Origin of the sequence: Burkholderia sp. BCC0044 (assembly GCF_902832955.1) — a bacterium.
In the GTDB taxonomy this organism is placed as follows: domain Bacteria; phylum Pseudomonadota; class Gammaproteobacteria; order Burkholderiales; family Burkholderiaceae; genus Burkholderia.
In genome coordinates this window covers 664735-691082 of the sequence record NZ_CADFDO010000003.1, presented here as the reverse complement: position 1 = coordinate 691082, position 26348 = coordinate 664735, and the positions used below count along the sequence as shown (strand labels likewise).

24 protein-coding genes are annotated in these 26348 nt (G+C 64.7%); 20 read left to right on the top strand and 4 right to left on the bottom strand.

The window, feature by feature from the left end; genetic code table 11:
- Positions 1-18: 18 nt before the first annotated feature.
- The 9 genes from HWX14_RS20095 to icmH are packed head-to-tail and all read left to right on the top strand — an operon-like array spanning position 19 to position 11932.
- A complete protein-coding gene (locus HWX14_RS20095; RefSeq protein ID WP_175884154.1) occupies positions 19-636 on the top strand; it encodes a DUF3304 domain-containing protein in 618 nt (205 codons plus the stop codon).
- A 48-nt stretch (positions 637-684) separates the two neighbouring features.
- Positions 685-1254 (top strand): DUF3304 domain-containing protein, encoded by a 570-nt coding sequence (locus HWX14_RS20090; protein ID WP_244130280.1) that lies wholly within the window; start codon positions 685-687, stop codon positions 1252-1254.
- Positions 1251-1853, top strand: coding sequence for a DUF3304 domain-containing protein (locus HWX14_RS20085; RefSeq protein ID WP_244130279.1), 603 nt, complete (start codon positions 1251-1253; stop codon positions 1851-1853). Before HWX14_RS20090 ends, HWX14_RS20085 begins: the two co-directional genes overlap by 4 nt.
- 15 nt (positions 1854-1868) lie before the next feature.
- The gene (locus HWX14_RS20080) at positions 1869-4070 is read left to right on the top strand and encodes a DUF2235 domain-containing protein (RefSeq protein WP_175884152.1); all 2202 of its coding nucleotides are present in this window, start codon (positions 1869-1871) and stop codon (positions 4068-4070) included.
- Positions 4071-4093: 23 nt separating this feature from the next.
- Positions 4094-4951 (top strand): DUF4123 domain-containing protein, encoded by an 858-nt coding sequence (locus tag HWX14_RS20075; protein ID WP_175884151.1) that lies wholly within the window; start codon positions 4094-4096, stop codon positions 4949-4951.
- 25 nt (positions 4952-4976) lie between these two features.
- Complete coding sequence (locus tag HWX14_RS20070) at positions 4977-5258, top strand: PAAR domain-containing protein (protein ID WP_175884150.1); 282 nt, start codon at positions 4977-4979, stop codon at positions 5256-5258.
- 3 nt (positions 5259-5261) lie between these two features.
- Positions 5262-6578 (top strand): type VI secretion system protein TssL, long form, encoded by a 1317-nt coding sequence (gene tssL, locus HWX14_RS20065; RefSeq protein WP_244130278.1) that lies wholly within the window; start codon positions 5262-5264, stop codon positions 6576-6578.
- 25 nt (positions 6579-6603) lie between these two features.
- Complete coding sequence (gene tssM / locus HWX14_RS20060; RefSeq protein WP_175884149.1) at positions 6604-10695, top strand: type VI secretion system membrane subunit TssM; 4092 nt, start codon at positions 6604-6606, stop codon at positions 10693-10695.
- A gap of 31 nt (positions 10696-10726) precedes the next feature.
- Positions 10727-11932 carry a type IVB secretion system protein IcmH/DotU gene (gene icmH, locus HWX14_RS20055; RefSeq protein ID WP_244130277.1) on the top strand — a complete coding sequence of 402 codons (1206 nt, stop codon included), beginning with the start codon at positions 10727-10729 and terminating at the stop codon, positions 11930-11932.
- Between the two features lie 82 nt (positions 11933-12014).
- Here the strand turns inward: icmH and HWX14_RS20050 are convergent, their stop codons facing one another.
- A complete protein-coding gene (locus HWX14_RS20050; protein WP_175884147.1) occupies positions 12015-13214 on the bottom strand; it encodes a benzoate/H(+) symporter BenE family transporter in 1200 nt (399 codons plus the stop codon).
- A 175-nt stretch (positions 13215-13389) separates the two neighbouring features.
- Complete coding sequence (locus tag HWX14_RS20045) at positions 13390-14415, bottom strand: fatty acid desaturase (RefSeq protein ID WP_175884146.1); 1026 nt, start codon at positions 14413-14415, stop codon at positions 13390-13392.
- Positions 14416-14714: 299 nt separating this feature from the next.
- On the opposite strand from HWX14_RS20045, the gene HWX14_RS20040 reads away from it, so the two are divergent.
- Positions 14715-15539 carry a PhnD/SsuA/transferrin family substrate-binding protein gene (locus tag HWX14_RS20040; protein WP_175884145.1) on the top strand — a complete coding sequence of 275 codons (825 nt, stop codon included), beginning with the start codon at positions 14715-14717 and terminating at the stop codon, positions 15537-15539.
- 24 nt (positions 15540-15563) lie between these two features.
- Here the strand turns inward: HWX14_RS20040 and HWX14_RS20035 are convergent, their stop codons facing one another.
- Together HWX14_RS20035 and HWX14_RS20030 are read right to left on the bottom strand one after the other, a co-directional pair.
- Positions 15564-16319: a GntR family transcriptional regulator gene (locus tag HWX14_RS20035; RefSeq protein WP_174939713.1), complete on the bottom strand. Its 756-nt coding sequence runs from the start codon at positions 16317-16319 to the stop codon at positions 15564-15566.
- Position 16320: 1 nt separating this feature from the next.
- Positions 16321-18009, bottom strand: coding sequence for a sigma-54-dependent Fis family transcriptional regulator (locus tag HWX14_RS20030; RefSeq protein WP_175884144.1), 1689 nt, complete (start codon positions 18007-18009; stop codon positions 16321-16323).
- A gap of 184 nt (positions 18010-18193) precedes the next feature.
- On the opposite strand from HWX14_RS20030, the gene HWX14_RS20025 reads away from it, so the two are divergent.
- The 10 genes from HWX14_RS20025 (at position 18194) to HWX14_RS19980 (ending at position 26331) form a co-directional block, all read left to right on the top strand.
- The gene (locus tag HWX14_RS20025; protein ID WP_244130276.1) at positions 18194-18526 is read left to right on the top strand and encodes a phenol hydroxylase subunit; all 333 of its coding nucleotides are present in this window, start codon (positions 18194-18196) and stop codon (positions 18524-18526) included.
- A 16-nt stretch (positions 18527-18542) separates the two neighbouring features.
- Complete coding sequence (locus HWX14_RS20020) at positions 18543-19538, top strand: phenol hydroxylase (RefSeq protein ID WP_175884143.1); 996 nt, start codon at positions 18543-18545, stop codon at positions 19536-19538.
- Positions 19539-19573: 35 nt separating this feature from the next.
- Positions 19574-19843 (top strand): MmoB/DmpM family protein, encoded by a 270-nt coding sequence (locus tag HWX14_RS20015; RefSeq protein ID WP_175884142.1) that lies wholly within the window; start codon positions 19574-19576, stop codon positions 19841-19843.
- A 38-nt stretch (positions 19844-19881) separates the two neighbouring features.
- Positions 19882-21432 (top strand): aromatic/alkene/methane monooxygenase hydroxylase/oxygenase subunit alpha, encoded by a 1551-nt coding sequence (locus tag HWX14_RS20010; protein ID WP_175884141.1) that lies wholly within the window; start codon positions 19882-19884, stop codon positions 21430-21432.
- A 76-nt stretch (positions 21433-21508) separates the two neighbouring features.
- Positions 21509-21865 (top strand): phenol hydroxylase subunit P4, encoded by a 357-nt coding sequence (locus HWX14_RS20005; RefSeq protein ID WP_175884140.1) that lies wholly within the window; start codon positions 21509-21511, stop codon positions 21863-21865.
- 25 nt (positions 21866-21890) lie between these two features.
- The gene (locus HWX14_RS20000) at positions 21891-22955 is read left to right on the top strand and encodes a phenol 2-monooxygenase domain-containing protein (RefSeq protein WP_175884139.1); all 1065 of its coding nucleotides are present in this window, start codon (positions 21891-21893) and stop codon (positions 22953-22955) included.
- Position 22956: 1 nt separating this feature from the next.
- Positions 22957-23313 (top strand): 2Fe-2S iron-sulfur cluster-binding protein, encoded by a 357-nt coding sequence (locus HWX14_RS19995; RefSeq protein WP_175884138.1) that lies wholly within the window; start codon positions 22957-22959, stop codon positions 23311-23313.
- A gap of 17 nt (positions 23314-23330) precedes the next feature.
- On the top strand, positions 23331-24275 hold the full coding sequence (locus HWX14_RS19990) for a catechol 2,3-dioxygenase (RefSeq protein ID WP_175884137.1): 945 nt from the start codon (positions 23331-23333) through the stop codon (positions 24273-24275).
- A gap of 21 nt (positions 24276-24296) precedes the next feature.
- Positions 24297-24746, top strand: coding sequence for a heme-binding protein (locus tag HWX14_RS19985; RefSeq protein WP_175884136.1), 450 nt, complete (start codon positions 24297-24299; stop codon positions 24744-24746).
- Between the two features lie 73 nt (positions 24747-24819).
- Complete coding sequence (locus tag HWX14_RS19980) at positions 24820-26331, top strand: 2-hydroxymuconic semialdehyde dehydrogenase (RefSeq protein ID WP_175884135.1); 1512 nt, start codon at positions 24820-24822, stop codon at positions 26329-26331.
- The last annotated feature ends 17 nt before the right edge of the window (positions 26332-26348 follow it).

The window sequence follows — 26348 nt, the reverse complement described above, 5'->3', positions numbered from 1 at the left end:
AACCTGCGGATCGATAGCATGATCAATAGCGCTTGTTTCTCACAGTTGGGAGTTTTCCTGAAGAGGATGCTGCCGGTGTTTTGCCTGTCATTGGGTGCGTGTGCCGGTGGCCAACCGGCAGGGCCGGCGATGGCAGTCGAGGTACCGAAACGGGTGCCACTGCTGTCGGGGGATACCAAAGCATTGAACTACACGGATTGGTATATCCACACATTCTCAATAGTTGGTCCGCGCGGAAGTGGCATCGGTGGCGGTGGTTCGAATGTGCTACCGATCAAGGCGAGTGGCCGTCCGTCCGAAGGTGGAGGAAAGTGCTGCACGAGCCTGCCCACCGAGTGGCAAGTGGATCTGACGCTGACGGTGCGCTGGCTGGTGGAAAAGAAGAGACCGGACGGAAAGAAGTGGGGCTATTGGTACAAAGCGGAGAACGTGAGGATTGCGCCATACAGCAGTGGCAATACCGGTGATGCGTGGGCAATCTTTTTGCCGGGAGATCGGGTGCGCGTGATGATCACCGACGGCAATCGGGACGGCGGGAACAATCCGAACAACCGTCCAGCCGACAACGATCCGTATATCGCACAGGGCGTGATTGACGAAGAGTGGAACCGGCGTTATCCGCCGGCTCACGATTGAGAAGGGGGGAATGCAGTGACGATTCGATGGCGTGGGGTGGGAACAGGCTTGCTGGCGGCGCTGTGTTTGTCGCTGATGGCGTGCGCGGGCGGGCAACCGAATGCAACCGTGCCGGAAGACGTGTCTCGCCCGGTGAAGGTTGGAGGCGGCATGGATGTTTTCGCTCTGAACTATTCGCCGTGGTACATCCACACGTTTTCGATGATCGGGCCGTCCGGGAGCGGGATCGGTGGCGGCGGTTCGAACGTGCTACCGATCAAGGCAAATGGCCGTCCGTCCGAAGGCGGAGGAATGTGCTGCATGCGCTATCCGCTTGAATGGCAAGCGGACCAGACGCTGACGGTGCGCTGGCTGGTGGACAAGAAACAGGACGGGAAAACACCGGGCTACTGGTACAAGGCCGAGAACGTGAGGATTGCGCCGTACGACGGTGCCAATGCCAATCATGCATGGGGCATCTTTCTGCCGGGCGACCGGGTGCGCGTGATGATCACCGACGGCAATCGGGATGGCGGAAACAATCCGAACATTCGCCCGGCAGATGACGATCCGTATATCGCACAGGGCGTGATCGACGAGGAATGGAACCGGAAGTACAGAAGAGGAGGCATGCAGTGACGATTCGATGGCGTGGGGTGGGAACAGGCTTGCTGGCGGCGCTGTGTTTGTCGCTGATGGCGTGCGCGGGCGGGCAACCGAATGCAACCGTGCCGGAAGACGTGTCTCGCCCGGTGAAGGTTGGAGGCGGCATGGATGTTTTCGCTCTGAACTATTCGCCGTGGTACATCCACACGTTTTCGATGATCGGGCCGTCCGGGAGCGGGATCGGTGGCGGCGGTTCGAACGTGCTACCGATCAAGGCAAATGGCCGTCCGTCCGAAGGTGGAGGAATGTGCTGCATGCGCTATCCGCTTGAATGGCAAGCGGATCTGACGCTGACGGTGCGCTGGCTGGTGGAAAAGAAGAGACCGGACGGAAAGAAATGGGGCTACTGGTACAAGGCCGAGAACGTGAGGATTGCGCCGTACGACGGTGCCAATGCCAATCATGCATGGGGCATCTTTCTGCCGGGCGACCGGGTGCGCGTGATGATCACCGACGGCAATCGGGACGGCGGGAACAATCCGAACAATCGTCCAGCCGACAACGATCCGTATATTGCCCAGGGCGTGATTGACGAAGAGTGGAACCGGCGTTATCCGCCGGCTCACGATTGAGAAGGGGGGAATGCAGTGACGATTCGATGGCCTGACGCAATGCCGGAGGGTGGCCGGTTGCCGCGCTCGCAAAGCGAAGACGCGTACGAGCAGGGCGCCCTGCGGATGCATGACGAAACGCGGTCGTGTCAGCAAACGCTGCAGATCAGCCTCTTCTTCGACGGCACGAACAATAATGACGCGGCGGATAACCCGCTGCGCGACTCGCTCAGTCGTAGCCATACCAATGTCGCGCGGCTGTTCCGTGCCGCACTTCATGACCCGGACCGCGGCATTTTCAAGTTCTACATTCCCGGCGTCGGCACGCCGCTGCCCGAGATCGGCGAAGGGACCTACCTGCAGATGGGCAAGGCGATGGCCAAGGGATTCAACGCGCGCTGCGTCCTGGGCTATGTCCGTGTGCTGAATGCGGTTTACCGGGCGATCGCACCGGACAAGTCGCTGGCCTTGATCTCGCCAGCGAAGGCAGAAAGAATATGTGATGCCGCTGCCAACGGCGACATGAGCGGATTCGACGAACCGATCCAGACGCTGAGCGTGACTCACAAGCTGGCGGTAGATGCCCAGCATCCGCCCGGCACGATTCGCAAGATCTGGATCAACGTGATCGGTTTTTCCCGCGGTGCCGCTGGCGCGCGCGCCTTCGTCCACAAGCTAGTGAACCAGTGGGCGCCAGCCGGGAATCTCGCGCGGCAGTTCACCGGCAAGTATGCGCTACCGTACCAGGTGAACTTCCTGGGATTGTTCGATACCGTCGCGTCCGTGGGTCCGCCTGATTTTACCCGCGCGACCGTCGACATCGGGTCGTTCGACGGACACTTCGCCTTTGCCAACAACGGCGCGATGCGCATTCCCGATTCGGTTCGCTACTGCGTTCATGCGTTCTCGATTCACGAGCAGCGCATGAGCTTCCCGGTTGATTCAATCCGCGAGGTAGGGGGAGCCTATCCACTCGGTATCCGCCACGAAATTGCCTATCCCGGTGTGCATTCGGATGTCGGCGGGGGCTATGTGCCGAACGAACAGGGCAAGGGCCGTGATCCCGACAAGGGCGACGGCGGCAAGCTGAGCCAGATCTCGCTGCACGATATGTACATCCACACGCTGAATTACGGCGTGCCGATGATGAAGGGTGACGAGATTCAATCCAGGGAGGACTTGAGTGCCGATTTCGCGTTGTTCCCCGAGACGATCGCCGCGTTCAACGCCTGGCTAAAAACCGCCGGGCCGATCGGGCGGATGGAGGACGCGATCAAGCATGGCATGGCCGAACTGCTGGCATGGCGGACACTACGTGCTCAGCCGGACACACCCGAATACGTGGCCAGTCAGGAATTCTTCCTCAAGGCGAGGGAAGACGGCATGACACCCTACAAAGTCGACGAGGCACTCGAGAAAGCAAAGAAGACGGATCCGCAACTGAAGATGCTCAAGGCTAAGCGAGCGCGGTTGGAGGCGCATAAGTCCCAAGAAACGGGTAACCACCGCTATCCGGCCAACATGCCCAGGATCATGGAGCTGGACGCGCAGATCAAGGCGACGAATCGTGAGATCGACCGTCGCACGGAGGCACTGTGTGGCGAGGTGGCTCACCCAGGCACCGAGGATGCCGCGCCGGCGCGTCCCGGCGAAGGTGCATGTGACATTACAACCAACGAGCAGACCGATTTGCGCCAGGGCGCAGAGGAGATGCGCTTGCTGCTGGGCTATTTGCATCCTGAGGATCGCGAATCGAAGTGGAAGGTAACCGTGACCGTACGCATGGACTCGGCGCTCCGGCAATACCCAGACACGGGTACGACGACAACGACACTTTCGGTGAAGCACGAGCAGCCTGGCAGTGATGCCCCCGAGGTCAGGCTTGCCGAGAGCGGAATTCTGCTTGCATCGACATGGAGCACGATTTTCAGCGTATTCAGCCCGTCAAATGACATCGTGGCGGCGCCCGCGCGCGGCGTCGTCAAGTTCCTGAAAATGTATGCGTCGATGGAAGCAGCCAACCGGCTCCAGAAGGAGAGCATCCACCTGCTCGACGACTATGTCCACGACAGCCGCATCTGGTTCCGCGTGCCCTGGTTTCACGAATACGCGCCGGGTGGCTATGGCTGGCCCCGCGTGATCTTCGAGGGCGGCAAGAAGCGGATAGCTTATTTGGGGCTGACTCCTGAATCCGAACTGCTGGTTGCCGGGAACACCAGCAAGGCCGCATGGGCATAGAGGCAGGGGAGGGATTCATCCATATGCAACAGCGCGCGCAATCATTCGGTCTGGTCGACGGTGCCGCCAACCCGGCAAGGATCTTGCCTTTGCTCGAGCAGTCCGGCACGCAGTTCGTTTCGCTCTTCGAGGGGCTGCCTGAGGAGCAACTCGGGCCGGCTTCCCTATTTCTTGCCCGTATTGATGATCCGGCCGCAACGTGGGTGAGCGAGCTGGATCGAATTGACCTTCACTCGCCATGTCTCACGCTTGTCTGGAGCCGTGTCGGATTGCATGAGCTCGCCACGCATTTCCGCGCGTTCCTGTTTGCAGGGATCGGAGACGGTATGGCCGCGATGGTCCGGTTCTTCGATCCTCGCAATACCGGTGCGGTGCTCGATATGTGGGGTAAACAGATCACCGATGTGTTCCTGGCCCCGATCGAGCGGATCAAATATCGCGGGCGTCACGCGCAGTGGCAGACGGTCGAGAATGATTCGCTCGACGTGGGGCGAATTTCCCGATCCGTGATGATCGAGCTTGACCAGACGGATGTCGACAAGCTGATGGCGCATACCGAGCCAGATGAACTCATCGCATCGCTGATCGACCTGGGACACATCGATGAAAGCCTGCCCTACAGGAGCCGCTTCATCGAGTTCGAGCCCCGGTACCGACGGGCACTGGAATGGGGATTCACCGAACCCGGCGACCGGTTGGCCTATTGCAACTACTCGTACCGCTACGGAGCAGGTTTTGATCGGCACCGGTACATTCGCGACGCACTGACGGCTCGTCGTCGAACTGGCGAGGGATTCGACGCGATGGTGGATCAGATACCCGGATGGGTATGGCGCGAACTCAAGCGCGGAAGTGAAGCTGGATTGCGCGCGCAATCTTGACAGGTCATTGACTCGGAAAATAAACATGGCGCTGAAAATCATCGTGGTCGGCGATACGACCTCGCACGGGGGTCGAGTCATCAGCGGCTCGGAAACGCACACCATCGGCGGTCGGCAGATCGCCCGGCTGGATGACTTGGTCGATTGCCCCGAAAAATATCCGGACGGTCGTCCGCACGGGGTCAACCGGATCGTCGACGCACATCCGACGTTCACGATCGGCAACCGACGCGTGGCGATGCACGGTCATCGCACGGAATGCGGTTGTACGCTGATCGGCAGTGTCGCAACGGACGCTGGAGGCTAACCCATGGCGACAATGAATTTTCCAGCTGACGAGGCTAAGGAACCGTCTGCCGTCGAAGAAAAAGGTGGAGCATCGTCGGCCAGCGTCCCGACCGCTTTCAGCGATGGAGATACTTTCGCAAAAGCGGTTCCAGAAGAGCGCCCGTCGGAGCCGTTTGACCAGCGGTTGGCTGCGGTTCGCGTGGCACGGAATCCGGTGCTGGAGGCGTCCCGTGTTTTGCTCCGCGCTCAGGCGGACATGCCCGATACGTTGACGTCGAACCAAGCCATTGCCCGGTTGAAGTCGTTACTTGAACAGGAGGTGCGCATATTCGAGAAGTTGTGCGAGCAGGCAAACATCCGTCGCGATCACATGATCGGCGCAAGCTACTGCCTCTGCACGGCACTGGACGAAGCGGCAACGCAAACCGCGTGGGGCAGGGAGGGCTCGTCAGCGATCGAGTGGATCCAAGGGGGGCTTGCAACCACTTTCCACGGCGATCTCAAGGGCGGTGACAAGGTCTATTTGCTGATCGCCCGTCTGCTCGAGGATCCCCATGAGCATCGCGATCTGCTCCAGGTGATCTACCGCGTTCTCAGTCTTGGCTTCGAGGGGCGCTATCGGGACGGCGCTGATAGCAAGCGCAAGCACGACACGATCCGCCAGCGTCTTTACAACGTCATCACATCGCAACGCGAGCCCGTTCCGATGGCCTTGTCACCGAACTGGCAATCGACCGCAAAAGGCAAGCGCCTGTCGTTCTACGATTTCCCGGTGTGGATCACCGTGGTGGTCCTGTCCGTGATCCTTCTCGGCCTGTTCGGCTGGTTCAAATACGAACTGATGACCCGTGCCGCCGAAGTCCAGAAGCAGATTGCCGTGATCGGCGCGATGACACCGCCCCCAGCGCCCCCGCAATTGCACCTCAAGCAGTTGCTCAAGGACGAAATCGCGGCCGGCACCGTCAGCGTCGACGAAGACGCTCGCCATAGCGCCGTGACGTTCCGCGGCGATGCGATGTTCAAGCCCGGCGGCGCGTCGGTCCAGCCGTCGATGAACCCGCTGATTTCAAAGATCGCCGCCGAAATTTCCAAGGTGCCCGGCAAGGTAGCCGTTCTTGGTTACACGGACAGCGTACCGATTCGCAGCCGTCATTTCGCGTCGAATCAGGTGCTGTCGGAAGAGCGGGCCATTCAGGTCATGCAGATGCTGCAAGCCGCGGGCGTGCCGGCGAATCGTCTCGAAGCCGCCGGCAAGGGTGATGCCGACCCTGTCGGCGACAACCGCACCGTGCAGGGCCGCGCGCAGAACCGGCGTGTCGAGATCGTCGTCGCGCGATAAGCCAGATCCGTTTCCGGAATAACACATGAAGAAGTTCCAGTTCCTGTCGTTTCTGGCCTCGCGCCAGTTCCTCGCGTTCCTCGCACTGATTGTCGTCGCACTGGTGATCTGGTTCGTCGGGCCGTTTTTCGCGTTCGGCGGACTGAAGCCGCTCGCCGGGGCCGGCATGCGCGTGTTGTTGATCGCATTGCTGCTCGCGGGGGTGCTGCTCTGGCTCATGGGCCAGCCGACGATCATCGTATTCGTCGCTCTGCTTTGCTTGTTGATCTGGTACGCGGGCCCGCTGCTTTCGTTTGGTCATATGGCTCCGTTCGAGCCAGCGTCGACCCGACTCACGGCAATCGCGGTGATTGTGGCCGTGCTCGTCATCTTCGGGATGTACCGCGTCTGGCAGAAGATGCGCGCGGACGATGCGTTCATGAAGAAAATGCTGCGCATGGGCGACAAGAAGGACGAGTCGCCTGCCGCATCGCGTCTTCGGAAAATCGAACCGATCATGACCAGCGCGCTCGCCCGCCTCAAATCGATGCGCACGGGTGCGCGCGGTCTCGGTCGGCTGTTCCAGGGCAAGCGCTATTTGTACGAGTTGCCCTGGTACATCACGCTCGGCTCGCGCGGGTCGGGCAAGACCAGCATGCTGATGAACGGCGGACTGGCGTTTCCGGTTGCCGAGCAGATGCAGCGTGCGGCGGGGAAGCCTGTCGCCGACGCCGCCTCGGTAGACTGGTGGTTGACCAATGATGCGGTGCTCATCGATACGACGGGCCACTACACGCGTCATGGCACCTCGCCTGCTGCGGACATCGATGAACCGAAACCGGCAACCCCGATCACCGGCGCGGATGCGAGCGACTCAAAGCCGGACGAGAAACGCGCCGAAAACGATCCGAAACAGGATACGTCGACGCAATCGAAGGAGGCCACAGCCTCGAAGTCGGGTGTCGATTCCACTCCGAGCCGTTCGGGCCCGCGCAATAGTCGTCAGGATGTCGACCGCGCGGAATGGCTCGGGTTTCTCGGCATGCTGCGCCGGAACCGGCCGCGCGCGCCGATCAATGGTGCGTTGCTGACGATCGATCTTGCGACATTGGCCAGCGCCGATGAGCAAGCACGCGTTGCCGAGGCGGCTGCATTGCGCGGGCGGCTGGCCGAGCTGAGGCAGGAACTGGGCATCCGCTTCCCGGTTTACGTGGCGGTCACGAAGATGGACGGCCTGACGGGCTTCCCGGAGTATTTCGGCACACTCACATCGGAAGGACGGGCACAGGCATGGGGCTTCACGCTTCCGTACGGCAAGGAAGCGGTTGCGAAGGAAGGGTTGCGTGCGCGTTGCCACCACGAACTCACGCAACTCTCCGCACGTTTGAGCGGCTCGATCGATACACACCTGCAGGATGAGTACGACTTGCCGAAGCGGCGAAAGCTTGCCGCGCTGCCGGAGGCGTTTTCTGCACTGCTCGGCCCGCTGACGGACCTGATCGACAGGGTCTTTCTCGATTCACGCTACGACGATACCCAACTCCATGCGACGTTGCGCGGCGTGTATTTCACCAGCGCCCGGCAACTGGGAGGCGAGGTCGTCGCAGAGCGCCATACGCTCGTTCAACGCCTGCTGTCGGTTCAGGAGCGTGCCCCCGTTTCGCCGCAGCGTGCGGAAGGCAACCAGAGTTTCTTTCTGCATGATTTCCTGACGCGTGTCGTATTCCCGGAAGCGCATCTCGTCAGTCCCAACCTGCGCTGGGAATTTCGCTACCGCTTGTTGCGCCTGATCGGCCACACCTTGACCTTGATGTTGTTCGTGTGGCTGGCGATCGGCTTGCGCGTGAGCTTCGGCCACAACAGCGACTATCTCGACGCGATGGGGCGCAAGGTGCAGGCGTTGACAGCGCGCGTGACGCAACTCTACAAGACGCCGAAACCGCAGGCCGTGCCGGACACGCTGACCGAAGCGCGTAATCTGCCGACCTTTCCGAATCTGGATGTGTCCGATCCCGGCAGCGAGTGGCGCTACGGGCTGTATGTGCCGCCGAATATCGCGACGGAGAGCGGTCGCGCGTACGATGCGCTCGAGGACAATCTGTTGCTGCCGCAAATCGTGCGCCGGATGGAGGACGTGATGTCCGGCGCGATTGCCGGTAACGACTCGAAGGCCGCTTACGATGCGCTGCGCGTCTATCTGATGCTCTACGACGCCGCGAAGTTCAATGCCGGCGACGTCAAGACGTGGGTGCTCGACGACTGGGCGAAAAATGACAGTGCAGCGATCTTCGGTGGCCGCGCATCGATGGTCGACCATGTCGAGCAGCTCTTTTCGGGCGATCGCGTGGTGAAGTCTCCGCTGATTCGCAATGACGCGCTGATCCAGCGGGCCCGGGCGTTTCTCGATGGCAGCAACGCGACCGGACGCTTGTACGAGCGCGCAAAGGCAGCGATGCAGAAGGAGGCGCCGGATGAGTTCACGCTGCTGCGCGCGGTGGGGCCGCAGGCCGGCACGGTCTTCACGCGGGCGAGCGACGCGCCGTTGTCGCGCGGCGTGTCGGGACTTTTCACGTTTGACGGTTATCGGAATCTGTTCGACAAGCGGCTGCCTGAATTCGTGCAGATTGCCCGCGACGATGACGCATGGGTGATGGGGCGCTCGTACCTGACGGGGGCATCGGACTCGGCTCAAAAAAAAACGGCTGAAATCGTGAGCAATGCGACGGGGATGGATGATGCGCTGACGGATGCCGTCCGTCGCGAATATCTGACGGAGTACGCGCAGCAATGGGACGCGTTTCTCGGCGACATCCGGACAGTGAGCGGCACGAGCCTCGCGTTCAATCTTCAGGTGCTGCGCCGCTTCGCGGCTCCGGACTCGCCACTCGTGCGGCTGGCCCGTGCGGCGGTGCATGAAACGACGCTCACGGCGCCGGTGAGTGGATCGGGCGGCACGTTTCTCCAGAAAGCTGCCGACCAGATCAACCAGAAGGCTGACAAGGCGCTCGGAATCCGCGCGTCGGAGCGGGTCGAACGCGACCTCGTCGACACCCGTTTCGCCGCGCTGCGCGAAGTCGTGACCGGCAACGCCGATTCGCCGGGCGCCACCGGGCCGGTCGCCCAGGCCAGCGCGACCGGCCTCGACGGCGTGACCAACCTGTTGAACGACTACTACACGGCGCTCACGGTCTCCGATAACGCGTTGTCGAACAACAGCATGCCGCCGGCCAGTGACGCGGCGGCGAAGCTGAAGATGGCGGCCAACACGATGCCCGCGCCTTTCCGTGCCGTGCTGCTGCAGCTTGCCGCGGACGGCTCGCGCGAAGTCAACCAGGGGATCGGGCAATTGTTGTCCCGCCAGATGCAGGCGACCGTCGGTGACACGTGCCGGCTGACCATCGAGGGCAACTATCCGTTTTCGCCCGACAGCAGGCGCGATGTCGGCATCGACGATTTCACCCGTGTGTTCGCGCAAGGCGGCGTGATCGACGATTTCTTCACGAAGACGCTGGCGCCTTTCGTCGACACGTCCGCGAAGCCATGGCGGTACCGCACGCTGCCTGGCGCGACGGAACCGGTACATGGGCCGGATCTCGAGCCTTTCGAGCACGCGAAGGCAATTCGAGACGTCTTCTTCAATAATCCCGGTCACAAACAGCTCGCATGGAAGATCGAGATCCGCGTTCCCGAACTGGATCCTTCGATCATGGGCCTGGCGCTCGACGTCGACGGCCAGACTTCGCTCTATCAGCATGGACCCGTGGCGCCGTTTTCGGTGTCGTGGCCGGGGCCGCGCGGCGGCGTCCATGCAGAGATCACTGCGAACCCGCGCATTCGTCCCGAGACGTCGACGATCGCGGCCGACGGGCCCTGGGCGCTGATGCGGCTGCTCCAGCGGGGACGGATTGTCGAAACAGCGACGCCCGGCCGTACCCGAGTCGCGTTCGACTTCGACGGTCGCAAAGCGGCGCTCGATATTGCGGGTACCGGAAGTGTGGCGAATCCGCTGACGAGCGACGTGCTGAGAACGTTCCGCTGCCCGAGTTCGATGCCGCTGTTCAATCTGTCGGATAGCGGCCCTCCGCCTGGATTGCCGCGCGGCGCGATGCCGGCGGGTCCGGCCGATGCCGTCCGATGAATCGCAGGGGGCGTGCACGGTGACGAATCTCATGGCCGATCCGAGGATCTCTGCCGGGCTGCCGGCATCCCCATCGCTTGCCGTGCGTCTGAGGGACGCGGAGCAAGCGGTCAATCCGCTGTTTGAATCCACGCGCACCTTGCTGCGAGCGCTGGCGGATACGCCCGCTGTGCTGGAACCTGGCGCCGTCACGCATCGGCGCTTGGGGCTGGAACAGGAGCTCAGGCTGTTCGCTCGTGTTTGCAGCGAGTTGAAGTTGCGGTCCGACCACGTCGTTCGCGCGAGCTACTGCCTGTGCGCCGCGCTCGACGAAGCGGCCATGCAGACGCGTTGGGGTAACGGCGGGGCGACGGGAGTCGACTGGCAGTCGAACAGCCTGGCAGTGGCGTTGGGTCACGACCGGCAGGGAAGTGATCGCGTGTTTCGACTGATCGATGAAGCGCTGGCTCGTCCTCGAGAACATCTCGATCTGCTCGAGCTGTATCAGAACATCCTCGATCTGGGTTTCAAGGGGCGATATCGCTTTGCAAGCGATGGGTCGACCGATCTTCAGCGCATTCGCGAAGTCGTGCACCATGTTGTCGCGGCCGACGGATTCGGCAACATGCCCGACAGCGAGCCGATCCGGCCGTCGCGGCGTTCGATTGTCGATCCGTGGGTGCGTCCTGTGCCGGTGCGTCGGACCCGGTGGTGGATTGGTGCGGGCCTTGCCGTTGCGTTGTTGCTGGGCGCGGCGGGTTATGCGGCGGTGGATCGTTGGATGCATGGTATGCCGGCTACGACGACGTCCTCGCTTGACGCCTTGTCGGAACGGCTCGGATCGAGCCTGCGTGACGAGGTGGCTGCCGGTAACGTCGAGTTGCATCAGGATGTGGCGACGAAGGTACTGACACTCCGGTTCAACGGGATGTACGCATCGGGTGACGTGACGGTCGCGCCGTGGTGGGCTTCCATGATGGCGACGGTTGGTCGGACCATTGCCACATCGGTGCCCGGTGCGTACGTGCAGGTGGTTGGTTATACCGACAACGTACCGGCTGGAGCGATATCCCGGAGCAACAATCAAGCGCTTTCAGAGGCTCGTGCTCGACAGGTCGTGCGGATTTTCGTGGCAGCGGGAGTGCCGGTGCAAAACATCTCGGCAACCGGACAGGGCGATGCCGATCCGCTCGCCGACAACGGCACGGCACCGGGCAGATCAAGAAATCGCCGCGTCGAAGTGACCGTATCGAACTGAGCGGCGCGTCGGGACACGTCGCGATTCGCCGATACAACGGACGTATCTGTTGCAGCAGGCATTGTGGGCCTGCTCAAACTCCCTAACGCCCCCGCACCCTGTTCAACACCCCATACGCCACCGACCCGATCACGATCCCCCAGAACGCCGACCCGAGCCCGAGCCACGTCATCCCCGACGCGGTCGCGAGGAACGTGATCACCGACGCTTCGCGATGGTTCTCGTCCTCGAAGATCCCGTGCACGTTCGCGCTGATCGCGCCGATCAGCGCGAGCCCCGCGAGAATCGCGACGAACGCCTTCGGCAGCGCGAAGAACAGCGTGACGATCGTGCCCGCGAAGAGCCCGCCGATCAGGTAGAACGCGCCGTTCGCGAGCCCGGCGACATACCGCCGGTCCGGATCCTCGTGCGCGTCCTTGCCGGTGCAGAGCGCCGCGGTGATCGCCGCGACGACGATCGTGATTCCGCCGAAGCACGCGACCACCAGCGACATCACGCCGGTCGCGGTGATGATCGGCCGCGCCGGCGTGTGATAGCCGGACACCCGCAAAATCGTCATCCCCGGCAGGAACTGGCCGGTGAGGCTGACGACGACGAGCGGCAGCGCGAGGCTGAGCGTCGTGCCGAGCGTCCATTCGGGGGCGATGAAGATCGGCCGCGCGAAGCTCGGTGACACGTTGCCGAGATGCGTCATCCCGAGCAGCGTCGCGAGCGCGGCACCCGTCAGCAGCACGAGCACGATGCTGTAGCGCGGCAGCAGTTGCTTGAAGATCACGTACGCCGCGATCATCCCGAAACCGAGCACCGGCTGCGCGGTCGCGGCGGAGAACGCATGCATGCCGAACGGCAGCAGGATGCCGGCCATCATGCCGCAGGCGATGCCGCGCGGGATGTGGCGTACGAGCCGGTCGAAATAACCGGACACGCCGATCGCCAGGATGATCAGCGCAGCGGTGATGTACGCGCCGACGGCCTGGTTGAGCGTCAGTTGCGGAAACAGGCCGACGAGCAGCGCGGTGCCGGGCGCCGACCACGCGGTGACGACGGGCACCTTCAGCTTCCAGCTCGCGAACAGGCCCGACACGCCCGCGCCGATCGAGATCGCCCAGACCCACGACGACACCATGTCGTTGGACGCATGCGCGGCCTGCGAAGCCTGGAAGAAGATCGCGAGCGGGCCCGCGTAGGAAATCAGGACCGCGAGAAAGCCCGCGGTGATCGCGGAAACGGACCAGTCGGTGGCAATCGTGCGGATCGTGCCGGGCGGGGTGTTCGGTTGCATCGTCGTCGGGGAATGCGGTGCGCGGCCGTGCGGCGGAGCCGGGGCGAATGATGGTTGGAAGCCCCGGATGAGCCGCCATTCTGCGCATTGCCGCCGCGATTGGCAATTCGCGGGCGACGCTCGGCTTTGTCGGCATTTCGTAAGGATAGATGCCGAAACGCGGAAACTTCCGACGTCAGGTACTGATCTGCAACACCCTGTCGACCACCGCCACCTTGATCCCGCTGCCCGTCGACAGTGATGCCGTGCCCTCGTCGAACGGATGCACGGGCGGATCGGTCGGCGACCACGCATGGCGCGCAAGCAACTCGCGATATCCGCCGCGGATCACGAAGCCGCCGCATTTCTTCGCATACGCGTCGCGCCGCATCCGGTACGCGCGCGGCAGGTCGTACCACGGCAGCTTCGGCAGGTCGTGATGGACGAGGTGATAGTTGTTGTTCAGGTACAGCAGTCGCATCGCGAAGCCGGCCTCGTTGATCGTGATGCGCGCCTTCGGATGCGGCGCGGCGCGATGCTCGTACAGCGAGCGGATCATCGCGAGCGACAGCGCGGGCCACGTGACGGCCAGCAGGTAGTACCACCACGGCACGCCGATCGCCCATTGCAGCCACGCGAGCAGCGCGGCCACGCACGCAACGTGAGTCGACCACATCGGCAGATAGCGGAAGTCGCCGCGGCGGAACGCGGCGAACGCATCGCGGAACGTCGCGGCGATGGCGAGCGGCGGCCCGACGACGATGCGTCCGAGGAAAGTCTTGCGCGCGACCGTCAGCGCCCGGCGCCAGCGCGGCAGCCGCGCCCAGCGTTCACGCGTCACGTAGTTCGTTTCCGGATCGATGCCCGGCACGGTCAGGTCTTCGTCGCGGTGATGCTCGAGGTGCGTGTCGCGATACAGCGTGTACGGATACCAGATCGTCAGCGGCGGATAGCCGAGCAGCTTGTTCACGCGCGCGGAGCGTGTCGGGTGGCCGTGCAGCAGCTCGTGCTGCAGCGACAGGTGCCACGCGCCGAGCAGGATCAGCGGCGTCGTCGCGGCCGCGAGCGACAGGATGCCGTCGCGCACGAGCAGCAGCACGGCGAGCCAGCCACCGTAGATCGCGACGACCAGCAGCCAGGTCGGCCACTCGGTGCGCGCGGTGAAGCGGGTGTCGAGCGCGGCGATCTCGCGCGCGTGGTCGACGTCGAAGTATTCGGCCATGGCGTTGAGGCGGGATTGAACGGGCAGTGCGGGGAACGAGCGGTTGAACCGGTGCGCTCGGCCAGGTGCGCAGGTATCTCGCAGATCACGGTCGGCCTGTCCGGTATCGCGTCGATGGCGATGCTCGGGCAGGCATCAGGACGGTACCGGGATCGCGTCGTGCGGCCAACCAATCGATTCGCATTTGCTTATCGTTACGCGGCCGATAAGCTTCGGGCGCGCTGCGTCCCGTTCGGCCCCCGTTTTGACGTGATCGAGCCGGCTTCCGCCGGGCGGGCGGCGATGCGTAGAATGCCCGCATGAACCCATGGATCGCAGTACTGCCGATGTACAACGTGACGCCGCGCCACGACGCGCTGTGGCGCGCACTGCTGCGCGATGCGTTCGATGCGTTCGCGAACGCGGGCGGGCCGGCCGACGTCGCGCTGCCCGACGAACCGTTCGACGACCTGCATGCGCTATGGCGGCGCGACGATCTGCTGCTGTCGCAGACTTGCGGCTATCCGTACCGGATGCTGGGTTTGCGCGATGTCGTGCGACTGATCGCGACGCCCGTGTTCGATGCGGATGGCTGCCGCGGCGCACACTACAGCAGCGTGCTGGCCGTATCGGCACGCGCGCACGCTGGCGGCGCGACGACGCTCGCTGCATGCCGGGGGCTGCGGGCAGCATTCAACGGCGGAGATTCGCACAGCGGGATGAACGCGCTCCGGCATGCGGTCGCGCCACATGCGCGCGACGGGCGGTTCTTCGGATCGGTTGCCGCGCTCGGCTCGCACCTGAACGTGCTGCGTGCGCTGGCTTCAGAAGAAGCCGATTGCGCGGCGATCGACTGCGTGACGTTTGCGTACGTGCGGGACGCACTGCCCGAATTGTTGAAGGACATCCGGATCATCGGGATGACGGCCTCTGCACCGGGATTGCCGTTCATCGCATCGCGCGCGCTGCCTGCAATGCAGGTCGTTGCGTTGCAGGATGCGCTCGATCGCGCGGTCGCCACCGATGCCGAGCGCGCGCGCGTGTTGCGGCTGAAGGCATTCGAACGGTTGTCGCCAGGCGACTACGACACGATTGCGCGGTTCGAGCACGAGGCGGCCGCGCACGGGTATCCGGCGCTGGCCTGAGCGCCGCGAGCGCGCCGTGAAGCGCTAGAACGGCAGCGTCCCGGGCGGCGCGTTGCGCACGACGGCGAGTGTCGTGCCGATATGGTCTTCGAGCGCGAGGGCGGCGCGCGCATCGGCGCGGCGCATCGCGGCTTCGAACAGGCACGCATGTTCCGCATGCACGTCGCGTTTCGAATCGCCGAGCCCGATGCACACGCGCCGGTACCGTTCGCTTTGCTGCGACAGCATGCGCAGGATCAGGTAGGTCCACGGCGTCGCGGCCGCCGAGATCAGCGCTTCGTGAAAGCGCCGGTTGCATGCTTCCCACGCGGTGCGGTGCTCGATCGATACCGGCTGCTCCCAGGCCGACAGCATCTCGAAGCTTTGCCGCACCCTGTGTTCCCACGCATCGTCGCCGCGCCGCACGGATTCGCGCAGCGCATCGACCTCGATATGGATGCGCAGCCGCGTGATCGCCTCGAGATCGTCGACCGACATCGGCGTGACGCGAAACCCGCGCTGCCCTTCGGCAACGACCAGCGCATCGCTGACGAGCCGCGTGAGCGCCTCGCGCAGCGTGCCCGCGCCGACGCCGTACACGTTCTTCAGATGCTCGACGCGCAGTTTCGCGCCGGGCGGGTAGTGCCCCTCGATGATGTGCTGGCGAAGCTGATGGTACGCATGCTCGCTGAGCGTGCGTGCGTGCGGTTCGACTGCATCGTCGGCGGCGGGCTCGATCGCGGGCGGCGTGTCGTCGCGCAGTGCGTCGGCGAACGGATGGGCGGGCAGGATGGTGTTCATGTCACGTTTCCTCCTGATCCTGTTTGCGGTTGAGGCGGTAGCTGAGCTGCGCGCGCGTCAGCCCGAGCAGGCGGGCGGCGGCCGACAAGTTGCCGTTCGCGCGCTCGACGGCCTCGTGCAGCAGCGCGCGCTCGAGGCCGTCGAGCCCGCCGCCGCCCTGTAACTGGTCGAGGATCGTCGCGCAGTCGATCGACAGCGTGGCGGCCGGCTTGATCTGCCCCGCCCGGTCGACGGTCGCGCCGCCAGGCAGCCCGACGCCGGGGAACAGGTCCTTCGCGTCGACCGGCCGGTTCGGGCGCGACAGGATCACCGCGCGCTCGATCAGGTTCTCGAGCTCGCGCACGTTGCCGGGCCATCGGTAGCCGCGCAGCGCGTCGTACGCATAGTCGGTCAGCGTCGGCGTCGGCTTGCCGTGCAGCGAGGCGAAACGCTCCAGCATCGCGTCGGCGAGCAGCGCGATGTCGTCCTGCCGCTCGCGCAGCGGCGGAATCAGCACCGGGTAGACGTTGATCCGGTAGTAGAGGTCGGCGCGGAAGGTGCCATCGCGCACAGCCTGTTCGAGATCGCGGTTGGTCGCCGCGACGACGCGCACATCCACCTTCCTGGCGTCGGTCGCGCCGAGCCGTTCGACCTCGCCTTCCTGTAGCACGCGCAGCAGCTTGGCCTGCACGTCGAGCGGCAACTCGCCGATCTCGTCCAGGAACAGCGTGCCGCCGTTCGCGCGCTCGAAGCGCCCGGCGCGGGCAACCTGCGAGCCCGTGAACGCGCCTTTCTCCGCGCCGAACAGTTCCGACTCGATCAGCGCGTGCGGAATGGCCGCGCAGTTGATCGCGACGAACGGCTTGGCGGCGCGCGGGCTGAGGCTGTGCAGCGCGCGGGCGAAGCGCTCCTTGCCGACGCCCGTTTCTCCGGTGAGCAGGACGGCCACCTTGGTCGGCGCGGCCGTTTCGAGCAGCGCATAGGCGGCACGAAACGCGTCGGAGCGGCCGACGAGCCGCGTGCGGTCATCGTCGGGTGCGATCTCGAGGCGCAGCGATTCGACCTCGGTCTGCAGGTCGCGGATCGTGTTGATCAGCGAATCGGCCTTGAACCACGACGAGATTTCCTCGGCATCGGGCCATTCCTCGGCCGGCTTGCCGACGATCGTGCAGTGCGGGTCGTGCATGCCGACGCAGCCGGTTTCCTTGAACAGGATCGTCCGGCCGATGAAGGCGCTCGTATAGCCGGTCGCATAGCCGATCAGCATCCAGCACACCGGCTCGGGCTGCGGCCCGAACGTGCGGCGGTGCACGTCGGCCTCCCAAGAATGTTCCCAGCGGTATTCGCAATAGAACGCGCCCGTCGCGGGATCAGCCTCGAAGCGCAACGGCGTGACCTGCACGGCGCCTTCGAGCATGTGCAGCTGCGGGCCGACATGGAACATGTCGAACAGCGACGCGCCGCTGCGGATCTCGCGGGCGAGCGCGGCGTCCCGCTCGCCCGCGGCGAAGCCGACCCGCGTGAAGAAGCGTCGCGTCTGCGCGGGGCCGACACTTTCCATCAGTTCCTGGCGCAGCGTCGCCAGCGCGCCGGCATGGAGCAGCACCATCCGCTGTCCGGCGAGCCAGATGCGACCGTCGCTCGCCGAAAAGTGGATCAGCTTGCGCAGGTCGGTGTCCGGCGGCAAGGGGGGCAGGCTGGGCCGCGTCATGTCTCCTCCGTCGAGATTTCTCGTGATTTTCGAAATTTCTGCTCGCGGCGCCCGAATCCGGGCAGCCGTTTGATCATTTCATCAAATGCGCGCCGCCGGGTTGCTCAAATGATGAAGAGGACCGCCAAATCAAGCGCTCGGCGCTTTCGTCCGGGTGTCGTTTCCATTCTGGTTAACCGCCATTGTGGATCGCGAATTCGAACTTCGCGTCAGGGCTTTCCCTGAATTATCGAGATTTTTTGCAGAACCGGCCGCGCGTGGCACGGATGCTGCATTGAAGGACGGCATGGAGGCGACACCGGACATGAATCCAACCGACACCGATCTTTCCCCGCTCGACCCGGGCCGCAAGTGCGTCCGCGTCACCGGCACGAACCCGCGCGGCTTCGTCGAATTCGAGTTTTCGATCGGCGGCGCGCCGGAGCTGTGCGTCGAGCTGACGTTGTCTCCAGCCGCCTTCGACGCGTTTTGCCGCGAACAGCAGGTCACGCGGCTGGACGTCGAAGCGAACCCATGACCTTGAGGAGCAAGAAGTGACCATCGAGCTGAAAACAGTCGACATCAAGCCGCTCCGGCACACCTTTGCGCACGTGGCGCAGAACATCGGCGGCGACAAGACGGCGACGCGCTACCAGGAAGGCATGATGGGCGCGCAGCCCCAGGCGAACTTCCATTACCGCCCGACGTGGGATCCCGATTACGAGATCTTCGACGCGTCGCGCTCGGCGATCCGGATGGCGAACTGGTACGCGCTGAAGGACCCGCGCCAGTTCTACTACGCGTCGTGGGCGACCACGCGGGCGCGCCAGCAGGACACGATGGAAGCGAACTTCGAGTTCGTCGAGTCGCGCCGGATGATCGGCCTGATGCGCGACGACGTCGCCGCGCACGCGCTCGACGTGCTGGTGCCGCTGCGCCACGCGGCCTGGGGCGCGAACATGAACAACGCGCAGGTCTGCGCGCTCGGCTATGGCACCGCGTTCACGGCGCCGGCGATGTTTCATGCGATGGACAACCTCGGGGTCGCGCAATACCTCACGCGGCTCGCGCTCGCGATGGCCGAGCCCGACGTGCTCGACACCGCCAAGGCGGCGTGGACGACCGGCGCCGCGTGGCAGCCGCTGCGACGTTACGTCGAGGACACGCTGGTGGTCGCCGATCCGGTCGAGCTGTTCGTCGCGCAGAACCTGGCGCTCGACGGGTTGCTCTACCCGCTCGTCTACGACCGCTTCGTCGACGAACGGATCGCGCTCGACGGCGGCTCGGCGGTGGCGATGCTGACCGCGTTCATGCCTGAGTGGCACACCGAATCGAACCGCTGGATCGATGCCGTGGTGAAGACGATGGCGTCCGAATCCGACGACAACCGCGCGCTGCTGGCACGCTGGACGCGCGACTGGTCCGTGCGCGCCGACGCGGCGCTCGCGCCGGTGGCGGCGCTGGCGCTGCGGGACGACGGCCGCGCGGCGCTCGACGAAGCGCGAGAACAGTTCCACGCACGTGTCGCGAAGCTCGGCCTCGCGCTCTGACGCCGGGCCGCCCACCTTTCATCCAGGAAAACAGCATGTCCAACGTATTCATCGCCTTCCAGGCCAATGAGGAGTCCAGATCGATCGTCGAGGCGATCGTCGCCGACAACCCGCTCGCGGTGGTCGTCGAGTCGCCCGGCATGGTCAAGATCGACTCGCCCGACCGGCTGACGATTCGCCGCGAAACGATCGAGGAACTGACCGGCACGCGCTTCGACCTGCAGCAGCTACAGGTGAACCTGATCACGCTGTCCGGCCACATCGACGAGGACGACGACCAGTTCACGCTGAGCTGGACGCACTGAACGACGCGCCACGCGCACCGACAACACCGGAGACACGAATGGACACGCCAACGCTCAAGAAAAAACTCGGCCTGAAGGACCGCTACGCGGCAATGACGCGCGGCCTCGGCTGGGAGACGACCTACCAGCCGATGGACAAGGTCTTCCCGTACGACCGCTACGAGGGCATCAAGATCCACGACTGGGACAAGTGGGTCGACCCGTTTCGCCTGACGATGGACGCGTACTGGAAATACCAAGGCGAGAAGGAAAAGAAGCTGTACGCGGTGATCGACGCATTCACGCAGAACAACGCGTTCCTCGGCGTGAGCGACGCCCGCTACATCAACGCGCTGAAGCTGTTCATCCAGGGCGTGACGCCGCTCGAATACCTCGCGCACCGCGGCTTCGCGCACGTCGGCCGGCACTTCACCGGCGAGGGCGCGCGCATCGCATGCCAGATGCAGTCGATTGACGAATTGCGGCACTACCAGACCGAAACGCACGCAATGTCGACGTACAACAAGTTCTTCAACGGGTTCCATCACTCGAACCACTGGTTCGATCGCGTCTGGTACCTGTCGGTGCCGAAGTCGTTCTTCGAGGATGCGTACTCGTCGGGGCCGTTCGAATTCCTGACCGCCGTGAGCTTCTCGTTCGAATACGTGCTGACGAACCTGCTGTTCGTGCCGTTCATGTCGGGCGCGGCCTACAACGGCGACATGTCGACCGTCACGTTCGGTTTCTCCGCGCAATCGGACGAGTCGCGCCACATGACGCTCGGCATCGAATGCATCAAGTTCCTGCTCGAACAGGATCCGGACAACGTGCCGATCGTGCAGCGCTGGATCGACAAGTGGTTCTGGCGCGGCTACCGGCTGCTGACGCTGGTCGCGATGATGATGGATTACATGCAGCCCAAGCGCGTGATGAGCTGGCGCGAATCGTGGGAGATGTACGCGGAGCAGAACGGCGGCGCGCTATTCAAGGATCTCGCGCGCTACGGCATTCGCGAGCCGAAGGGCTGGCAGGACGCGTGCGAAGGCAAGGACCACATCAGCCATCAGGCGTGGTCGACGTTCTATGGCTTCAACGCGGCGTCGGCGTTCCACACCTGGGTGCCGACCGAAGACGAGATGACGTGGCTGTCGGCGAAGTATCCCGATTCGTTCGATCGCTACTACCGCCCGCGCTTCGAGCATTGGGGCGAGCAGGCGAAGGCCGGCAACCGCTTCTACATGAAGACGCTGCCGATGCTGTGCCAGACCTGCCAGATCCCGATGCTGTTCACCGAGCCCGGCAACCCGACGAAGATCGGCGCGCGCGAGTCGAACTACCTCGGCAACAAGTTCCATTTCTGCAGCGATCACTGCAAGGAAATCTTCGATCACGAGCCGCAGAAATACGTGCAGGCGTGGCTGCCGGTGCACCAGATCCACCAGGGCAACTGCTTTCCGCCCGATGCGGACCCGGCTGCCGAAGGTTTCGATCCGCTCGCCGCGGTGCTCGACTACTACGCGGTGACGATGGGCCGCGACAACCTCGATTTCGACGGCTCGGAAGACCAGAAGAACTTCGCGGCCTGGCGCGGCCAAGCCACGAGCAACTGACCCGCAACCGACAAGCAATCTGGACGAAGGGCCCGCGAAGCGCCGCCGCGCAAACGCGGGCCGACAGGAGACAAACATGGCCGTCATCGCGCTCAAACCCTACGACTTCCCGGTGAAGGATGCCGTCGAGAAGTTTCCGGCGCCGCTGCTCTACGTGTGCTGGGAAAACCATCTGATGTTCCCGGCGCCGTTCTGCCTGCCGCTGCCGCCCGACATGCCGTTCGGTGCGCTGGCCGCCAGCGTGCTGCCGCCCGTCTACGGCTATCACCCGGACTTCGCGAAGATCGACTGGGATCGCGTCGAGTGGTTTCGCTCCGGCGAGCGGTGGGCGCCGGATGCGGCGAAGAGCCTGGCCGACAACGGCCTCGGGCACAAGGACCTGATCAGCTTCCGCACGCCGGGCCTTGACGGCCTTGGCGGCGCGAGCTTCTGACCGCCACGCGGACGAGCGAACCATCATGAGCCATCAACTTACCATCGAGCCGCTGGGCGTGACGATCGAGGTCGAGGAAGGACAGACGATGCTCGATGCCGCGCTGCGCCAGGGCATCTACATTCCGCATGCGTGCTGTCACGGGCTGTGCGGCACCTGCAAGGTCGCCGTGCTCGACGGCGAGACCGATCTCGGCGACGCGAATCCGTTCGCGCTGATGGACTTCGAGCGCGAGGAAGGCAAGGCGCTCGCATGCTGCGCGACGCTGCAGGCCGATACCGTGATCGAGGCCGACGTCGACGAGGAGCCGGATGCGGAAATCATCCCGGTGAAGGACTTCGCGGCCGACGTCACGCGCATCGAACAACTCACGCCGACCATCAAGTCGATCCGCCTGAAGCTGTCGCAGCCGATCCACTTCCAGGCGGGCCAGTACGTGCAGCTCGAGATTCCCGGGCTTGGGCAGAGCCGCGCGTTCTCGATCGCGAATGCACCGGCCGACGTCGCAGCCACCGGCGAGATCGAACTGAACGTGCGGCAGGTGCCGGGCGGGCTCGGCACGAGCTACCTGCACGAGCAACTGGCGACGGGCCAGCGCGTGCGCCTGTCGGGCCCGTACGGCCGCTTCTTCGTGCGCCGCTCGGCCGCGCTGCCGATGATCTTCATGGCCGGCGGGTCGGGGCTGTCGAGCCCGCGCTCGATGATCGCGGACCTGCTCGCAAGCGGTGTCACCGCGCCGATCACGCTGGTCTACGGTCAGCGCAACGCGCAGGAACTCTACTACCACGACGAATTCCGCGCGCTCGCCGAACGCTATCCGAACTTCACGTATGTGCCGGCGCTGTCGGAAGGCGCGCCGGACGCAGGCGGCGACGTCGCGCAAGGGTTTGTGCACGACGTCGCGAAGGCGCATTTCGACGGCGACTTCTCGGGGCACCAGGCGTACCTGTGCGGGCCGCCCGCGATGATCGACGCATGCATCACGACGCTGATGCAGGGGCGCCTGTTCGAGCGCGACATCTATCACGAGAAATTCATCTCGGCGGCCGACGCGCAACAGACGCGCAGCCCGCTGTTCCGGCGGGTGTGACATGGACGCGGGGCGCGTATGCGGGACGGTCAGGATCGCGCAGACCGACGAGCGCTATGCGTGCGTGTCCGGCGAATCGCTGCTGGCCGGCATGGCGAAGCTCGGCCGGCGCGGCATTCCGGTCGGCTGCCTGAACGGTGGATGCGGCGTATGCAAGGTGCGCGTGCTGCGCGGCGCGGTGCGCAAGCTCGGGCCGGTCAGCCGCGCCCATGTGAGCGCGGAGGAGGAGGACGACGGCTATGCGCTCGCGTGTCGCGTCGCGCCGGACGGCGACGTCGAACTCGAAGTGGCCGGCCGGCTGAAGAAGCCGTTCTTCTGCGGCACGACATGTGCCGGCACGACGGCCATCAACAAGTAACCAGGAGGAGACTCACCATGGGTGTGATGCGTATTGGTCATGTCAGTCTGAAGGTGATGGACATGGAAGCGGCGCTGCGTCATTACGTGCGCGTGCTCGGCATGCAGGAAACGATGCGCGACGCGGCGGGAAACGTTTACCTGAAGTGCTGGGACGAATGGGACAAGTATTCGCTGATCCTGTCGCCGTCCGATCAGGCGGGGCTCAAGCATGCCGCCTACAAGGTCGAGCACGACGCCGACCTGGATGCGCTGCAGCAGCGCATCGAAGCGTACGGGATCGCGACCGAGATGCTGCCCGAAGGCGCGCTGCCGGCGGTCGGCCGTCAACTGCGGTTCCAGCTGCCGAGCGGCCACGAGCTGCGGCTGTTCGCGAAGAAGGAGCTGGTGGGCACCGCGGTCGGTTCGCTGAATCCCGATCCGTGGCCCGACGACATTCCGGGCTCGGCCGTGCACTGGCTCGACCACTGTCTGCTGATGTGCGAACTGAACCCGGAGGCCGGCGTGAACCGCGTCGAGGAGAACACGCGCTTCATGGCCGACTGTCTCGACTTCCATCTGGCCGAGCAGGTGATGGTCGGCCCGGGCAACACGATCCGGGCCGCGACCTGGATGTTCCGCAGCACGACGCCGCACGACATCGCGTTCGTCGGTGGCCCGCGCAACGGCCTGCATCACATCGCGTTCTTCCTCGACGACTGGGCCGACGTGCTGAAGTCGGCGGACGTGATGGCGAAGAACAAGGTGAAGATCGACGTCGCGCCGACGCGGCATGGCATCACGCGCGGCACCACCATCTACTTCTTCGATCCGAGCGGCAACCGCAACGAGACGTTCGCGGGGCTCGGCTACCTCGCGCAACCCGATCGCCCGGTCACGACGTGGACCGAGGAAGAGCTCGGGCGTGGGATCTTCTTCCACTCCGGCGAGCTGAACGAAGCGTTCACGACCGTCTACACCTGATCTCGCAAGGAGCACCGCGCCATGCATCAGAACGATACGAACCGGAGCGTCGACGTGCGCACGATCGGCTGGCTCGCCGCGTCACGCGCGGCGCAGGCGGCGGCCGAGGCGGCCGAGCGGCTCGGCGTGCGCGTGAACGTCGCGGTCGTCGATGCGGCTGGCCTGCTCGCGGCATTCGTGCGAATGCCCGGCGCGCCGCTGCATTCGATCGACATCGCGATCGACAAGGCGTACACGGCCGCGAGCTTCGGCTTGCCGACCGGCGCGTGGCACGACGCGCTGGCGACGCACTCGGACGCCGTGCGGCAGGGCCTCGTGCTGCGCGCGCGCTTCGTCGCGTTCGGCGGCGGGCTGCCGATCGTCGACGACGGCGCGTTGATCGGCGGCATCGGCGTATCGGGCGGCAGCGAGGCGCAGGACGAGCAATGCGCGCATGCGGGCCTCGATGCAGCTGGCCTTGGTGGTCCGTGACGCGCGGCGCACGGAACGCGAACGCTTCACGAACCCATCGGATCACGGATTCACGACCATCGGCAGACACATCATGTACGACACGGAAACCCTCGCCGCGACACGCGGCCCCGCCGGCGGGCAGCCGGAACCGCGGCACGTCCGCAACTTCATCGACGGCGACTATCGTGCGGGCGAGCGCTGGTTCGACAAGCGCTCGCCGCTCGACAACGCGGTGATCGCTCGCGTGGCCGAAGCGAGCCGCGCCGACGTCGACGCGGCCGTACAGGCGGCGCGGGCGGCGCTCGCGGGGCCGTGGGGCGGCCTGACGGTCGCGCAGCGCGTCGAGATCCTGTATGCGGTGGCCGACGGCATCACGCGCCGCTTCGACGATTTCCTCGAAGCGGAAGTCGCCGACACCGGCAAGCCGGTGAGCCTCGCGAGCCATATCGACATCCCGCGCGGCGCCGCGAACTTCAAGGTGTTCGCCGACGTCGTGAAGAACGTGCCCGGCGAGACCTTCGAGATGGCGACGCCGGATGGCGCTGGCGCGCTCAACTACGCGATCCGCCGCCCGGTCGGCGTGGTCGGCGTGATCTGCCCGTGGAACCTGCCGCTGCTGCTGATGACGTGGAAGGTCGGGCCCGCGCTCGCGTGCGGCAACACGGTGGTCGTGAAGCCGTCGGAGGAGACGCCGCAAACGGCCGCGCTGCTCGGCGAAGTGATGAACGCGGCGGGCGTGCCGCGCGGCGTCTACAACGTCGTGCATGGCTTCGGGCCTGGTTCGGCCGGCGAATTCCTGACCACCCACCCGGGCGTGAACGCGATCACGTTCACCGGCGAGACGCGCACCGGCGCGGCCATCATGAAGGCCGCGGCCGACGGCGCGCGGCCCGTCAGTCTGGAGATGGGCGGCAAGAACGCGGCGATCGTGTTCGCCGACTGCGATTTCGACGCGGCCGTCGAAGGCACGCTGCGCTCGTGCTTCGCGAATACGGGGCAGGTCTGTCTCGGCACCGAGCGCGTGTATGTCGAGCGGCCGCTGTTCGAGCGCTTCGTCGCCGCGCTGAAGGCCGGCGCCGAGCGGTTGCGGCCTGGCCGCCCGGAAGCGGAGTCGACGGGCCTCGGCCCGCTGATCAGCCAGGAACATCGCGACAAGGTGTTGTCGTACTACCGCCAGGCCGTCGAGCTCGGCGCGACGGTCGTGACGGGCGGCGGCGTGCCCGACATGCCGGACGACCTGCGCGACGGCGCGTGGGTGCAGCCGACGATCTGGACCGGCCTCGGCGACGATTCGCCGATCGCGCGCGACGAGATCTTCGGGCCGTGCACGCTCGTGATGCCGTTCGATTCCGAGGCCGAAGCGATCGGCCGCGCGAATGCGAATGCGTACGGGCTGTCGACCGCGATCTGGACCAGCAACCTGTCGCGCGCGCATCGCGTCGCGGCGTCGATCGACGTCGGCATCGCATGGGTCAATTCGTGGTTCCTGCGCGACCTGAGGACCGCATTCGGCGGCGCGAAGCAATCGGGTATCGGCCGCGAAGGCGGCGTGCATTCGCTCGAGTTCTACACGGAGCTGCGCAACGTCTGCGTGAAGCTCTGACATCCCCGTTACCGACC